This is a genomic window from Microbacterium sp. Yaish 1, assembly GCF_002245215.1.
Classification (GTDB): domain Bacteria; phylum Actinomycetota; class Actinomycetes; order Actinomycetales; family Microbacteriaceae; genus Microbacterium.
This window is the reverse complement of sequence record NZ_NPMR01000001.1, coordinates 1,744,125-1,758,403: the sequence shown is the minus strand read 5'-3', so window position 1 is coordinate 1,758,403 and position 14,279 is coordinate 1,744,125. Positions and strand designations below refer to the sequence as shown.

Annotated in this window: 15 protein-coding genes and 1 tRNA gene; 8 read left to right on the top strand and 8 right to left on the bottom strand. The window is 69.6% G+C overall.

What is annotated here, in order from left to right:
• The first annotated feature begins 4 nt into the window (after nt 1–4).
• The 5 genes from CI089_RS08340 (at nt 5) to CI089_RS08320 (ending at nt 4,726) form a co-directional block, all read left to right on the top strand.
• Nucleotides 5–1,021 carry a carbohydrate ABC transporter permease gene (locus tag CI089_RS08340; protein WP_094261029.1) on the top strand — a complete coding sequence of 339 codons (1,017 nt, stop codon included), beginning with the start codon at nt 5–7 and terminating at the stop codon, nt 1,019–1,021.
• A complete protein-coding gene (locus CI089_RS08335; protein WP_094261028.1) occupies nt 1,018–1,914 on the top strand; it encodes a carbohydrate ABC transporter permease in 897 nt (298 codons plus the stop codon). The genes CI089_RS08340 and CI089_RS08335 overlap by 4 nt, the downstream gene beginning before the upstream one ends.
• 78 nt (nt 1,915–1,992) lie before the next feature.
• Nucleotides 1,993–4,218, top strand: a complete 2,226-nt coding sequence (locus tag CI089_RS08330; protein ID WP_094261315.1) for a beta-glucosidase family protein — start codon at nt 1,993–1,995, stop codon at nt 4,216–4,218.
• A 43-nt stretch (nt 4,219–4,261) separates the two neighbouring features.
• Nucleotides 4,262–4,627, top strand: a complete 366-nt coding sequence (locus CI089_RS08325) for a hypothetical protein (RefSeq protein WP_094261027.1) — start codon at nt 4,262–4,264, stop codon at nt 4,625–4,627.
• A 25-nt stretch (nt 4,628–4,652) separates the two neighbouring features.
• Nucleotides 4,653–4,726: transfer RNA gene (locus CI089_RS08320), tRNA-Gly, on the top strand.
• Between the two features lie 186 nt (nt 4,727–4,912).
• On the opposite strand, the gene mhpA is transcribed toward CI089_RS08320, so the two are convergent.
• The 7 genes from mhpA to CI089_RS08285 form a co-directional block, all read right to left on the bottom strand.
• The gene (gene mhpA, locus CI089_RS08315) at nt 4,913–6,538 is read right to left on the bottom strand and encodes a bifunctional 3-(3-hydroxy-phenyl)propionate/3-hydroxycinnamic acid hydroxylase MhpA (RefSeq protein ID WP_094261026.1); all 1,626 of its coding nucleotides are present in this window, start codon (nt 6,536–6,538) and stop codon (nt 4,913–4,915) included.
• The gene (locus CI089_RS08310; protein ID WP_094261025.1) at nt 6,535–7,305 is read right to left on the bottom strand and encodes an HpcH/HpaI aldolase family protein; all 771 of its coding nucleotides are present in this window, start codon (nt 7,303–7,305) and stop codon (nt 6,535–6,537) included. The genes mhpA and CI089_RS08310 overlap by 4 nt, the downstream gene beginning before the upstream one ends.
• Nucleotides 7,302–7,766 carry a nuclear transport factor 2 family protein gene (locus CI089_RS08305; protein ID WP_094261024.1) on the bottom strand — a complete coding sequence of 155 codons (465 nt, stop codon included), beginning with the start codon at nt 7,764–7,766 and terminating at the stop codon, nt 7,302–7,304. Before CI089_RS08305 ends, CI089_RS08310 begins: the two co-directional genes overlap by 4 nt.
• 1 nt (nt 7,767) lies before the next feature.
• A complete protein-coding gene (locus CI089_RS08300) occupies nt 7,768–8,595 on the bottom strand; it encodes a 2-keto-4-pentenoate hydratase (protein WP_218823028.1) in 828 nt (275 codons plus the stop codon).
• Nucleotides 8,592–9,455, bottom strand: a complete 864-nt coding sequence (locus CI089_RS08295) for an alpha/beta fold hydrolase (protein WP_218823027.1) — start codon at nt 9,453–9,455, stop codon at nt 8,592–8,594. Before CI089_RS08295 ends, CI089_RS08300 begins: the two co-directional genes overlap by 4 nt.
• Nucleotides 9,456–9,478: 23 nt before the next feature.
• Complete coding sequence (locus CI089_RS08290) at nt 9,479–10,414, bottom strand: 3-carboxyethylcatechol 2,3-dioxygenase (RefSeq protein ID WP_094261023.1); 936 nt, start codon at nt 10,412–10,414, stop codon at nt 9,479–9,481.
• Between the two features lie 62 nt (nt 10,415–10,476).
• Nucleotides 10,477–11,832: an MFS transporter gene (locus CI089_RS08285; protein ID WP_094261022.1), complete on the bottom strand. Its 1,356-nt coding sequence runs from the start codon at nt 11,830–11,832 to the stop codon at nt 10,477–10,479.
• A 99-nt stretch (nt 11,833–11,931) separates the two neighbouring features.
• Here CI089_RS08285 and CI089_RS08280 point away from each other — a divergent pair, with 99 nt between their 5' ends.
• Both CI089_RS08280 and CI089_RS08275 read left to right on the top strand, forming a co-directional pair.
• Nucleotides 11,932–12,624, top strand: a complete 693-nt coding sequence (locus tag CI089_RS08280) for a TetR/AcrR family transcriptional regulator (protein ID WP_094261021.1) — start codon at nt 11,932–11,934, stop codon at nt 12,622–12,624.
• Nucleotides 12,617–13,342, top strand: a complete 726-nt coding sequence (locus CI089_RS08275; RefSeq protein ID WP_094261020.1) for an SDR family oxidoreductase — start codon at nt 12,617–12,619, stop codon at nt 13,340–13,342. The genes CI089_RS08280 and CI089_RS08275 overlap by 8 nt, the downstream gene beginning before the upstream one ends.
• 38 nt (nt 13,343–13,380) lie before the next feature.
• Here CI089_RS08275 and CI089_RS08270 read toward each other — a convergent pair whose 3' ends face one another.
• Nucleotides 13,381–14,079: an alpha/beta hydrolase gene (locus CI089_RS08270; RefSeq protein ID WP_179223272.1), complete on the bottom strand. Its 699-nt coding sequence runs from the start codon at nt 14,077–14,079 to the stop codon at nt 13,381–13,383.
• Nucleotides 14,080–14,082: 3 nt separating this feature from the next.
• Between CI089_RS08270 and CI089_RS16435 the strand changes: the two genes are divergently transcribed.
• Nucleotides 14,083–14,256 carry a hypothetical protein gene (locus CI089_RS16435; RefSeq protein ID WP_179223271.1) on the top strand — a complete coding sequence of 58 codons (174 nt, stop codon included), beginning with the start codon at nt 14,083–14,085 and terminating at the stop codon, nt 14,254–14,256.
• Nucleotides 14,257–14,279 lie beyond the last annotated feature (23 nt).

Sequence of the window (14,279 nt, the reverse complement as noted above, 5' to 3'; positions counted from 1 at the left end):
CATCATGTCGCTCAGCGAGACAGCCGTCGCGGACTCCGCCGGCGGCGTGGATCTCGCGGCCCGGGGCGAGGGCGTCACCACGACGCCCTCGCCCTCCCGGCGCCGCCGAGGCCTGGGCTGGTCGGGTCGCCTCGAGATCGCGGTGCTCGTCGGCCCCGCCCTGGTGATGTTCGTCGGGTTCGTCATCTTCCCCGTGGTGATGGCGGCCTACTACGGCTTCTTCCGCTGGCAGGGCTACGGGCCGCCCACCGAGTTCGTCGGCCTGCAGAACTACATCACGATCCTCACCGACCCCACGTTCGTCGAGGCCCTCAGCCACAACGCGATCATCGTCGTCGCATCCCTCGTCCTCCAGGGGCCGGTCGCGGTCCTGCTCGCCCTGCTGCTCAACCGCCGCATGCGGGGACAGTCGATCATCCGCGTACTGATCTTCGTGCCCTACGTCATCGCCGAGGTCGTCGTCGGCACGGGCTTCGGGCTCATGCTGCAGACCCAGGGCGCCCTCAACGGGGCCCTCGAGCAGCTCGGCCTGGGGGCGCTCACACGCGACTGGATCGCCGACCCCTCGATCGCCATCTGGACCCTCATGGGCATCCTGACCTGGAAGTACGTCGGCTTCGCCGTCATCCTCTTCCTCGCCGGCCTCCAGGGCATCCCCGACGAGCTCTACGAGGCCGCCGCCCTCGACGGCGCGGGCTACTGGCAGATGCACTGGCGGATCACCCTGCCGCTGCTCGCCCCGACCCTGCGCATCTGGGCGTTCCTGTCGATCATCGGCGCACTGCAGCTGTTCGACCTCGTCTACATCATCTGGGGTCAGTACGTCGCGTCGACAGCGGGCACCTCGACGATGGCCACCTACATGGTCGTCAACGGCCGCAACGCCGGCAGCTACGGCTACGGAAACGCCGTCGCCGTCGTGATCTTCCTCATCTCCCTCGTCGTCGCGATCATCTACCAGCGCTACGTGCTGCGTCGTGACACCGCCGGGGCCATCACCGAAGGGAAGCAGGAGCGATGACCGCCCTCACCTCCCCCGCCACGCGCGCGATCGTCGCGCCGGCACCGACCGGGCGTCGCGGACGCCGCAAGGAACGCCTGCCCTGGGGCAGCCCCGTCGTGTACTTCGTCGCCCTCGTGGTGATCGCACTCATGCTCGCGCCGGTGCTGTACATCATCATCGGAGGCTTCCGCAGCAACGCCCAGATCACCGTCGACCCCGCCGGGTGGCCGTCGCCGTGGAACATCGAGAACTATCTGGCGGTGCTCACCGGCTCGCAGTTCTGGCAGCAGGTGCTCAACTCCACCATCGCCGCCGGCGCGACGACGATCGGTGCCGTGCTGCTCGGCCTCATGGCGAGCTACATCCTCGCCCGGTACCGGTTCCGCGGCCGCGGGGTGCTGTACGCCGTCTTCGCCTCGGGCCTGATGTTCCCCATCACCGTCGCGATCACGCCGCTGTACATCGTCATCCGCGACCTCGGCCTCATGAACTCGCTCGCGGGCATCATCCTGCCGCAGATCGCGTTCGCGCTGCCGATGACGATCATCATCCTGGTGCCGTTCCTGCGGGCGATCCCCGACGAGATCCAGGAGGCGGCGTTCATCGACGGATGCGGGCGCCTGTCGTTCTTCTGGCGGATGGTGCTGCCCCTGTCGGTTCCCGGCGTCATCACGGTCGGCATCCTGGCCTTCATCGGCAGCTGGAACAGCTACCTGCTCCCGCTGTTCATCCTCAACAACGAGGCGACGTTCACCCTGCCGCTCGGCGTGCAGGCGTTCTCGTCGCAGTACTCGGTCGACACGGCGAAGGTTCTCGCCTTCACATCCCTGTCGATGCTTCCCGCCCTGGCGTTCTTCAGCCTGTTCGAGCGCCGCATCGTCGGTGGCCTGACCGGCGCCGTCAAGGGCTGATCCCCCGTAGAGAAAGCACGAACCGTGACCCTCACCGATATCTCCGTCTCGACGCGCGTCTCCGACCTGATCGCGCGCATGACCCTCGACGAGAAGCTGGCCCAGCTGGTCGGCTTCTGGGTCGACCAGGGCGATGAGGTCGTCGCCCCGATGGCGGGCGAGATGGCGTCGTCGACCGCCTACGCCGACGCGACCGTCCACGGCCTCGGCCAGCTGACCCGCGTCTACGGCACACGGCCCGTCGACCCGATCGAGCGGGCGGCATGGTTGTGGAACGAACAGCGCCGCCTCGTCCGCGAGACGCGTCTGGGAATTCCCGCCCTCGTGCACGAGGAGTGCCTGACGGGGCTGGCGGCGTGGCAGGCGGCGACCTTCCCCACGCCCCTCGCGTGGGGCGCGGCGTTCGACCCCGAGCTCGTCGAGGAGATGGGGGCGCTCATCGGCGAGTCGATGCGCGAGCTCGGCATCCACCAGGGGCTCGCTCCGGTGCTCGACGTCATCCGCGACCCCCGCTGGGGCCGCGTCGACGAGTGCATCGCGGAAGATCCGTACGTGGTGGGTGTCATCGGCACCGCATACGTGCGGGGCCTGCAGAGCACGGGAGTCCACGCGACGCTGAAGCACTTCGTGGGCTACTCCGGCTCGCAGGCGGGGCGCAACCACGCGCCGGTGCACGCCGGTCCGCGCGAGATCGCCGACGTGTTCCTGCCGCCGTTCGAGATGGCTGTCCGCGACGGCGGCGTGCGCTCGGTGATGAACTCGTACGCCGAGATCGACGGGGTGCCGGTGGCGGCGACGCCCGCCTACCTCACCGACCTCCTGCGCGAGACGTGGGGCTTCGACGGCACCGTCGTGTCGGACTACTTCTCCGTCGCCTTCCTCCAGACGATGCACGCCGTCGCCCGCGACCGCGGCGAGGCCGCGCAGCTCGCCCTCGAGGCCGGCATCGACGTCGAGCTCCCGACCGGCGACGCCTACGTCGGACCGCTCGCCGAGCGCGTCCGCGCGGGTCAGGTCGATGAGGCGCTCATCGATCGCGCCGTGCGTCGCGTGCTCATCCAGAAGGAGGAGCTGGGCCTCCTCGACGAGACCTTCGAGGACCCGCCCGCGAGCATCGACCTCGACTCGCCCGCACACCGCGCCGTCGCCCGTCGCCTCGCCGAGGAATCGGTCGTGCTGCTGACCAACGACGGCGTGCTGCCGCTCGCGTCGCCCCGCCGCGTCGCCGTGATCGGACCGAACGGCGACAGCTCGGAAGCGCTCATGGGCTGCTACTCGTTCGCCAACCACGTGCTCGCCCACCACCCGGGCGTGCCGATGGGATTCGAGATCCCGACGCTCGCGGCATCCCTCGTCGACGCCATGCCTGACGCCGAGGTCACCGTCGTGCGCGGCTGCGAGGCCGAGGGCGACGACCGGTCGGGCTTCGCCGAGGCGGAGGATGCCGCACGCGCGGCCGATGTCGCCATCGTCGCCGTCGGCGACCGGGCCGGACTGTTCGGGCGGGGCACCGTCGGCGAGGGGAACGACGCCGACTCGCTCGAGCTGCCGGGCGTGCAGCGCGAGCTCGTCGAGCGCCTCGTCGCGACGGGCACCCCGGTCGTGCTCGTCGTCCTGTCGGGGCGGCCGTACGCGATCGACTGGGCGCTCTCGGGCGAGGGGGCCGTCGCGGCGGCGCTGCAGACCTTCTTCCCCGGCGAAGAGGGGGGTGCCGCGATCGCTGCGGTCCTGAGCGGCGAGGTCTCGCCGTCGGGTCACCTTCCCGTCTCGCTCCCCCGCTCGTCGGGCTCGCAGCCCTACAGCTACCTGCACCCGATCCTCGGCGGGCCGAACGAGATCACGAGCGCCGACAGCACCCCCGCGCTGCCGTTCGGGCACGGGCTCAGCTACACGACGTTCGAGCGGGCCGGTCTGTCGGTGACCGAGTCGGTCTCGGCCGGAGACGCCTTCACGGCGACCGTGCGCGTGCGGAACACGGGCGAGCGCGCGGGCACCGACCTCGTGCAGCTGTACGCCCGCGACGTCCACGCGAGCGCGACGCGTCCGGTCGCGCAGCTGCTCGGCTTCGCCCGGGTGGAGCTGGACGCCGGCGCCGAGGCGACCGTCTCGTTCGACGTGCCCACCACGCGGCTGGCCTTCACCGGACGCGAGGGCGTGCGCATCGTCGAGCCCGGCGAGATCGAGCTCTGGGTCGGACCGTCGTGCGCGGAGCGCGAGACCGAGGCGGCGACCGAGATCGTCGGCGAGGTGCACCGCGTCGCGGCATCCGACCGGCGGATCGTCGAGGTCGCGATCGAGCGGTGACCAGGGGTCGTGCGCGGCCCGCTCGAGCGATAGTGTGCGGGCCATGTACAACGACTACGCGGGGCCCGCGGCGGCCTTCGGCATCGGTTTCATCGTGCTCGGCATCGCGATCTACCTCGGGACGATCGCGCTCATCCTCTGGGTGAGCTACCTGCTGATGCGCACGGCGGTGAAGAACGGGATGCTGCTCGCGATGCGCGAGAGCGGCGGGCAGTTCCCGGGTGGTGGCGGTGTCGGGGGTGCCGGTGGCGGTGGTGTCGGTGGTTATGGTGCCGGTCCGCGCCCGGCGCCGCCGTATCCGCAGGCTCCGCCCGCGCCGGGCGGGTACGGGCCGGGTGGGCCGGGTGGGCCGGCTGCTCCTGGTGCACCGGGTGGTCCGGCTTCGGGCGGTCCGGGCCCTGTGGGGTAAGCTGACCGAGCACCTCCGGGTGCGTGGGGCTGTAGTTCAATGGCAGAACATCTGCTTCCCAAGCAGATAGCGCGGGTTCGATTCCCGTCAGCCCCTCCACTGCGAAAGGGACGCGGCCACCGGTCGCGTCCCTTTCGCATCTGTGCGGTTGCCGTCGAGCCGCCCCGCCCGTGCCGGGATGCAAGGGTTTCCAGCCAACACCCCGGCGCCGCGGCATCCCACCCGGCGTGTCCGAGAAGATCGCTTGCATCCCGGCTCGTCCTCACGCCGCGTCGATCCGTCCGATCAGGGCATGTCGAGTGACACTGAGGCCGCTGCCATGACCTCGATCAACACGTCCTCCAGCTCTTGAGCCAGACACTCCGCGGCGATGACGTGGTCCGGACGCAGGACGACCGCACCGACGGGGTGCGCGTCGAACCAGGCCTGCAGGCTCTCCTCCCCGCCCCGGTCGCCCACCACGATGACATCCGCTCCGGCACGTTCGCGGGCCCACGTGAGCTGCGCGCGGGGCACGATCTGGACGAGGCGGGCGTCGAGCTTCCCGAGCACCTCTCGGGTCCGCTCCGTCACGAAGACCGAGGGGTCGTTGTTCCACATCAGTACCCGCCATCCCTGGCCGGTGGCGTCGTCGAGACGAACCTCCCGACCGCTGGCGTCGGCCATCCACGGCTGCGGGAAGATCGACCCGGCGTTGCAGGTGGCGTCACGGTCCGGCAACGACTTGTACGTCGGCGAAGCCCGGTGCACGACCACGCCGGCATCGAACTTCGGCTGCGGCTTGAACGCCTGCCGCCGCTGCGCCTCCCGCTCCTCCGGAGTGCGGTTGGCGGCGATGCGGTCGCGCTCGGCGGCGGCCACCGGGTCGTGGTCGGTCATCTCCTTCGCCATGCCGAGCGACACCGCGACCATCTGCGTCACATGGCCGCGGCGCTCCTGCTCGTACGTGTCGAGCAGCGCATCGTCGGCGACCCCCGTGACCACGGCCGCGAGCTTCCAGCCCAGATTGAACGCGTCCCGGATGCCCGAGTTCCATCCCTGGCCTCCGACGACGGGCATGACGTGCGCTGCGTCGCCCGCGAGGAAGACCCGCCCATCGCGGAACCTGCCGGCCACCCGGGCATGGTGCCGGTAGACCCGGCGGCGGATGATGTCGAGACGAGCGGGGTCGGGCACGTGCGGGGCGAGCAGCTCGAAGACGAACGCGTCGTCGTCGACGAGCGCGGCGTCCTCATGCTCCTGCAACGTGAACTCCCACCGCCGGATGCCGTGCGGCAGCGCGATGGTGGCGTAGCTGCGGGCCGGGTCGCCGCCGAACACCGCGTGGGGAGTGCCGATGGGGTCGTTCGCGACGTCGATGACGATCCCGTCGCTGGGACGGGTCTCGCCATCGAACGAGATGCCGAGCCGCTTCCGCGTCGCGGATGCTCCTCCCTCGGCGGCGACGACGTAGCTCGCGCGCACGCTCGTGCCGTCGGCGAGCGCCGCCACGGCGGCATCCGTCTCTTCCTCGACATCGACCACCTCGGTGCCGAAGCGCACATCGACGGATGGGAACCGATCGAGCCCCTCGAGGAGCACACGGTCGACGAGAGGCTGCACGAAACCGTTGCGCCGCGGCCACCCGAACTCGCGAGTCGTCGGGTTGACTTCCGAGAGGATCGTCCGGGCGCCGTTGATCATGTAGATCTTCTGATCCGGGATGGTGTGCGGCAGCACCTGATCCACGAGTCCGAGAGTCTGCATCGTCCGCAGCGCCTCGTCATCGATGCCGACGGCGCGCGGATAATCGATCAGCTCGTCGTTCCGGTCGACGACGAGCACGTTCACGCCGTGCTGGCCGAGAAGATTGGCGATGGTCAGTCCGACGGGACCGGCACCGATGACGAGGACGTCCGTGGACTCGCTCATGAGGCATTCTCCGAAGATCGCGCTGTCGCCAGCGCCGTGATGGCGCCCTGGAACGCGTGGTTCAGCAGGACGAGGTCGATTCCGAGGCCGACGTAGTCGACGAGGCCCCGCGAGAACAGATCGGCCGTGTACGCGGGCCGGCCGGAATAGATGCCGAGCGTGACGCCATGCGCCGTGGTCAGCTCGCGCAGCCGTCCGATCGCATCCCACACCGGGCCGTCTTCCCAGTCGCCCCGAGCCGGCAGGCCGTGGGAGGCAGCCAGGTCGGCCGGGCCGATGTAGATGGAGTCGAGGCCGGGTGTCGAGACGATCTCCTCCGCGTGCTGCATCCCCGCGCGCGTCTCGATCTGAGCGATCGCCGAGACCGCGACGTTCCCTGCCTCGGTGTAGCTCTCGCCCGGGTAGAGCCCGGGGCGAGAAGGGCCGATGCTGCGATTGCCGACCGGGGGATATTTGGTCGCCGCGACGAGCGCTTCCGCCTGCGCCCGGGATTCCACGGTGGGCGCGATGATCCCCCGGGCCCCGCTGTCGAGCAGCCGCAGGATGACGGCCGCGTCGACGCCACCCACCCTCGCGTAGGAGTAGGCGGAGGCGCGCGGGAGCGACCGCAGGATGCCGCACGCTGCTTCCAGGCCGAGTTCCCCGTGCTGCAGATCGAGGATCACACCGTCGTACCCGGCGGCGACCGCCCACTCGGGCTCGGAGAGCGAGGGCAGCGCCTGGTGGAACAGCACCGGCCGACGTCCGCCGAGGTCATGGGGCTTCATCGCTCGACGTCCCCGCCGGCAGCAAGACGAGCGGCGTGCGCCGCCGCCGCCTGACCACCGAAGATCGGGACGACCTCGCGACGCACGAATCGCCAGCGCCCGTCCACCTTGCGATAGCGCTCGCGGAACTCGCCGACGGAGGCGGGCTGGGTGACCGGCGTGTTGGTGTCGCGGAAGGTGAGGTACTGCACGGTTCCCTCGACCTCGTCGCCATCCTGCGTCAACCGGATGCCGCCGATGAAGTGGCGTCCGACGATGTCGGTGCGCGCTGCACGCTGAGCACCCCAAGACCTGATCGCCTCGCGATCCATGTCGCCCATCGGTCCGACGGACATACCGTCGGACGTGTAGAGCTCCCAGGTCGTGTCTGCCTGGTCATGGTCGAGGCGGTAGAGCATCTCGCAGATGAGCTGCTCGATCTCGATCCGGGTGATGGGGTCCACGGGGCGGTGATCTGTCATGTCATTTCTCCGAATCAACTGTTGCGACGACGCGGCCGAGCCCCGTGAACGCCGCGACGCACTCGACGTCCATCGGCCAGGGTTCGATGTACCCGACGGAACCGGACAGCAGCACCTCGCCTGCCCGCAGCGGCTCACCCGTGCGGATGGCGGTCTCGGCCAGCCACACGATGGCGTTCACCGGGTCGCCGAGGACGTTGCTGCCGACGCCGCGCGTGATCTCGTCGGCGCCGGCGGTGATCACCATCTCGACGGAACGCAGGTCCACGCTGCCGTACGGGTGTCGCTCTTCACCGAGGACGAGACCACTGCATCCGGCGTTGTCCGCGATGGTGTCGACGATCTTTCCGACACTCCCCGCGTAGCGGAAATCGACGATCTCGAACGCGGGTGTCACGTGATCGATGGCCGCGACGACCGCCTCGAGCGTCGGTTCCAGGATGTCGTGGCCGAGGACGAAGGCGACCTCGGCCTCGATGAGCAGACGGTTGTACCGGGATGCCGAGAGCGTCGTGCCCGATGAAAACACCATGTCGTCGTGGATGATGCCGTAGTCGGGCTCGTCGATCCCGACGCGCGCCTGGACCAGCGGATTGGTCAGACCGACTTTGCGGCCCACCCGGCGCACCCCGAGCTCGCGTTCGCGCAGCGCGGCGAGCTCGGCGGAGATCGCATACGCCGAGCCGAGGTCGTGCTCCGGCAAGCGGGGACTCACGTACGGGATGGTGCGCACCCCCACGCGCGCGTCATGGAGCTCGCGAGCGATCTCGCGGATGACCTCCGCGGGCACGACGGGTTGCACGGTGTTCGCCCCGTCATCCCGGGTCACGCGTCACCTCCGTGCCGCGCGAGGAAGGCGACCATCGCGGCGTTGACGAGCTCCGCAGCTTCCCATTGCGGCCAATGGGCGGCCCCCTCGGCGAGCAGGAACTCGCCGCGCGGGATGAGCGACGCGAGGCGCGCGCCTTCGGCGGCATCTCCCGTCGGCTCGTGGTCGGTCCAGATGAACAGGACCGGGACGTCGATCGCGCCGAGGTCCTCGTCGGTCAACCGGTTCCGCCACCGCACCTCCGGCTGCCGGAGGACGGAGATGTGCGCCATGTTGGCGCCGTCGGGGTCTCGGCGGTAGATCGCCTGGCGGACCCGGACCAGCTCCCCGGTGATCATCTCGGGATCGTGGATGACGACGCGCAGACGGCGTTCCACGTTCTCGTAGGTCGGATCCGTCACCGCCGCACGGCTGACGGATTGAGCCTTGTCGACGCGCTGGTCACCCACGACGCGGCCACCCGGCGCGCTGAGCACCAGCGAGCGCACCCGATCCCGCCGGCCGATGGCGAACTTCACGGCCAGCCACCCGCCGAGGGATTCTCCCGCGAGATGCACGCGCGCCAGACCGAGCGCGTCGAGCAGACCGGCGAGGTGCGATTCGTAGTCGGCGATCTCGAGGTCGCGCTCGGTGAGGGTCGTGTAGCCGTGGCCCGGGTAGTCGTATCCCACCACCCGGTAACCGCCCTCGACGAGAGCGCGGACGTTCTGCGTCCACGCTTCGATGTGACCGCTCGTTCCGTTCGCGAGGACCACGACCTCATCGCCGGTGCCGACGTCGAGAACACGGGTGCGCCAGGGCCCGACATCGACGTAGTGCAGGCGGTGCGGCAGGTCGGCGAGCGCCTCCCAGAACGTCACGGGGCGGCACCTTCGATCCCGGGTCATGCGGTCCGAGCCGCCTGGATCGCGAAGCCCGCCGCCCACCGCTTGACCGCCCAGTAGCGGTCGACGGGAAACTCGTACGCGCCGGCGGTGGATAACGCCGCGTACGCCGCGATCCAGCTGCGCATCTCGTGTGCCGCCGAGCCGCCTTCGGCGAGGAACCACGTGTTGTCCCACTCGTCGACGGCCGAGAGGTCACCGCAACGGAAGGTGTCGAGCAGCAGGGTGTCCCATTCCTCGTTGAGCGGGTCGCTCGATCCCTCGCCGTCGGCGATCTTCTGGATCGCCGATACGATCATGCTCTCGCGCTGCAGCCGCTCCTCCCGGCTCGGCGCGTAGTCGATGAGCCGCTCACGCAGGGTGCCCGGGGCGCCGTCCCAGCGCGGGATCGGCGGGTCGTGCGAGATGCCGCCCGAGGCCAGGAACAGCACGCGCTTGTCGAGGGCCTGCGCCGCTCGACCGAATGCCTCTCCCATCTCGCGCACCCGCCGCATCGGGGTGAGCGGGACAGCGAGCGAGTTGACGAAGACGGGAACGATCGGCCGGGTCAGTTCTTTTCCGAACAGGAAGTTGACCGGCTGCATGATGCCGTGGTCGACCTTCATGCGCTCGGACCGGCCGATCTCGATGCCCTGCTCGAGGACCCGGGCGTGAAGCTCCCGAGCGACCTCGGCATCCACCGGAATCGGGCCCTCTGTGGTGCCGTAGTCGCCCACACCTTCGGCCTGGGCCCCGACGACCCAGGGCGAGATGTTCGAGTAGAGCTGACCGTTGAAGTGGTCGGGGCCGAAGACGACGACCACCTCGGGGTCGAACTCGGTGACGAAGGAGGTCACGTCATCGATCGCTCGGGTGATCTCGGCGAATGTCGAGCCACCGGGATCGACGTTGCCGAACGACGGCGCGTGGGACAGTGCTGCGACGGCGAGGGTCATGTGTTGTTTCCTCTTGTTCGGGCCGGCGTCACGCCGGCGTGGTGCGGTGGAGGGCGCGGCCGTCAGGCCGCTGTGGCTACGGGGGCGGCGGCCTCGCGCGCCGCGATGCGCTTCGTATCCGCGTGCAGAACGAGGATGAAGACGCCGGCGACGAGCATGGGGATCGAGAAGACCGTGAACGCGACGCCCATCCCCCAGCCTGCGTCGAAGACCGCACCGCCGAGAATCGGGGCGGCGATGCCGCCGAACCGGCCGGCGCCGATGACGATGCCGTATCCCGTCGACCGGGCCAGCGTCGGATAGAGCTTGGGAACGATGGCGTAGAAGCCCGCGGTGCCCGAGCAGACGAAGAACGACGCGACGAACAGAGCCCACCAGGCGGTCGGCATGGCCGGGCCGATGACTCCGAAGGCCGCCAGCGTGACGGTGGCGAACACGAGGAAGATCGGGGTGAGGATCCGCAGATTGATGCGGTTTCCGAGCAGGCCGAAGACGACGTTTCCGACGATGCCGCCGAGGCTGAACGCCGCGACCAGCTGCGGCGCGAGTGCCGGGTCGGCGTTCGCGCTCGCGACGGAGGCCGGCGCCCAGTTGGTCATGAAGTAGAAGCTGACCATGTAGGCGACGTAGCCCACGATCATCAGCAACGTGTGCACCCCCAGACGGCCGGTGAAGACGGTGCGGAGCGCACCGCGCGCCTTCACGACGGTGACCGTCTGCGTCTCGGGGAGAGCCGACATCGCGGGCTGACCCATCTTGGTGAGGATTCCGTTCAGACGCGGCAGGGAGTCACGATGCCGTCCAGCGGCCAACCAGGTGAGCGACTCGGGCAGAAGCAGGAATGTCGCCACGGCGGCGATCGCGCTGAGGATGAACCCGACCCACCAGCCGAGCTGCCAGCCGTGTTCGGCCAGCATCGGCCCGACGATGGTGGAGCCGAGGAGGCCGCCGATGTTGATCGCCGCCGCGTAGACGGCCATGACAAACGGGTAGACCCGCTTGTTGGTGTACTCGGAGAGGATCACGCCGACGACCGATACCAGGGCGCCCACACCGATGCCGGTGACGATCCGACTGACGACGAGGAGACCCGTCCCGAGCTCTGCCGAGGCGAACGGGCCGATGAACATACCGATCGCGATGGTGCTCGCGCCGATGACCCCCATCTTGCGGCGACCGATTCGATCCGCCAGGGGCGCGACGACGATGGAACCGACGAGCATGCCGATGAGGGCGCCCGACATGACGAGCCCCAGCTCGGTCTTCGAGACGGCCAGCCCACGCTCGAGATAGGGCGCGGAGAACGACGTCAGGGCGACGTCGTAGCCGTCGAGCACGACGAGCACGATCGATATGACGACGGCGCGGATCTGGAGCGAACTCATCTTCGAGTCGGCGATGTGGTCTGTGATCCTCACGGAGGCCTCTCTGTCTCTGGAGTAGCGGGGCATCTTCGCCGTCCGCATGCGCGTCACTGAAACGCGAGTTCTAGAACCGTGGTTCTAGAACGTGTTGTTATGATCGTGGCCGGCGCCCCGTGGTGTCAAGTCATTCGAACGGCGGAGGAGAAACCCGTGACAACGAGGCGCGGAGCTCACCAGGCGTCGGCCGAGTCGAAGCGCGCCATCCTGGAAGCAGTGCTGGGGCGGGCGATGGCGGCGGGGTACGAGGGCACGACGATGGCGGATGTCGCGCGAGCGGCGGGGCTGCCCATCGGGTCGGTGTACTGGCATTTTCAGAACAAGGAACAGCTGTTCGTCGAGCTGCTCGACTACTGCTTCGATGTGTGGCGCACCAGCCATGCCGACGTGAGCGGGATCCGGGAATTCCTGCACCGCAGCATCAGCGGGTCGGCAGCGGCCTCGGCCGGAGACAGCGACCCCGCAGCGGCGTTCTGGAGCATCGGCCTCGTGTTCGCCTTCGAGCGTCGACTCGCCGACAATCTGGCGCGGCAGCGGTATCTGGAGATCAGGCGGGAGATGTTCGGCTTCGTCGTGACGAAGCTGCGGGCCGACCTGCCCGAGATGGATGACGCAGCCGCCGACGCGCTGGCGCGGGATCTGGCCATGATGGGTCGCGCGCTGACGGATGGGTTCCGCGCAGCCGCAGCCGCCGGCGACGACGTCGACTTCGCGCGTTACGCGGAACTCGCCGCGGACGCCATGGAATCGCTCATCACCCGCCGTACTGCGGGGTCCGCGCATGGCTGAACCCCGTGAGTACGTCACGAAACCCGTCGCCATCGTGGTCGGCGGCGGCTCCGGCATCGGAGCAGCGTGCGTGCGCGAACTCGCCTCGGATCACAGCGTCGCCGTCCTCTCCCCCTCGGGACGCGGGCGCGAACTCGCCGAATCCCTCGGCGGGGTCGGCATCGACGGGGTCAACACCGACGTCGATGATCTGAGTGCGCTCGTCGACCTCGCCCTGTCGCGATTCGGCCGAATCGACACCGTCGTCAACAGCAGCGGGCACGCCGCACGCGGGCCCGTTCTCAGCATCACCGACGACGAGTGGCTGAACGGGGTCGACCTCTACCTCCTCAACGTCGTACGCATGGCCCGCCTCGTCACACCCCACCTCCTCGCCGGAGGAGGCGGCACCATCGTGAACATCTCCACGGCCGGCGCGCTGGAACCGAGTTCGTCCTTCCCGGTGTCGGTGACGATGCGCGCCGCCCTCGCCTCGTTCACGAAGCTCTATGCGACCGAGTACGGCCCCCACGGCATCCGGATGAACAACGTCCTTCCCGGCTTCACGAAGGAGGACATCTCGGCCGTGCCCGAGGCGTGGACGGCGGGAATCCCGCTCCGACGGGCCCAGACCACCGCGGAGCTCGCCCGCGTCGTCCGGTTCCTCGCGACGGCGGAGTCGTCCTACATCACCGGGCAGAATCTGCGGGTGGACGGCGGCGAGACGCGCGCTCTCTGATGGGCCGGGCCGTCGGTCTGCTCGGGGAAGCGAGCCGCTCAGAGCTCGTCTCGGAGCCACCGCTCGATCCAGTCGCGTCGGGCGTCATGGGACTGGGACGACAGCGCAGCACTCTCGTCCACGCAGTCGGAGGCGTGGAAGGCCCCCGACCAGACGTGGAGCTCGGTGGCGACGCCGGCTCTGCAGGCGCGGTCGGCGAACGAGAGGATGGCGGACCGGAAGAGTTCGGCGGAGCCGGAGTCGAGGTAGACCGCGGGCAACCCGGTGAGATCGGGCGACTCGGCCGGCGGCGCGTCATCCGGTCCGAGCGCGGCGGACCACGCCGTCTCGTTGCTGCGCGCGCTCCACGACGGATCATCCGCGAACTGACGAGCGGAGAGCTCATCGGCGCGGGCGAGCATCGGGCAGATGAGCATCAGGCCGTCTGCGGTCGACGCGGAACCGCGCGACCGCAGGGCAGCCGTGGCCGCCACCGCTCCCCCGGCGCTCTGCCCGGCCAGCAGCAGCGGTCGCCGGTCACGGGCCGCGCGGATCGTCGCCAGAGCGACCCGCGCCATCTCGCCGAGCGTCGATTGCGGCGCGAGGGGATACTCCACGCTCCAGACCTCCAGCCCGAGCGTCCCGGCGTGCCGGAGGAGCGTGTCCACTCCGTCGTAACGGTTGCCTGCCACGAGCCCGCCGCCATGGAGGAACACGACGCGAGCCGCCAGCTCCCCCGCCGGTTCGAAGATCGTCACCGGATGACCCTCGACCCGCTCCTCCCGGGCGGTCACACCATGGGTCGCACAGAGCGCCGCGGCGTCGAGGGCTACAAGCGCGCGGTCGTCGAGCACTACCGCCCCATCCAGCGGTCGCTGCTGGCCGCCACTACCGGTTCCACCGGGTCCACCGGGTCGGCCCCGTCGCCCGGGTAGAGCGTCGGGCCTCGCGCGGCATC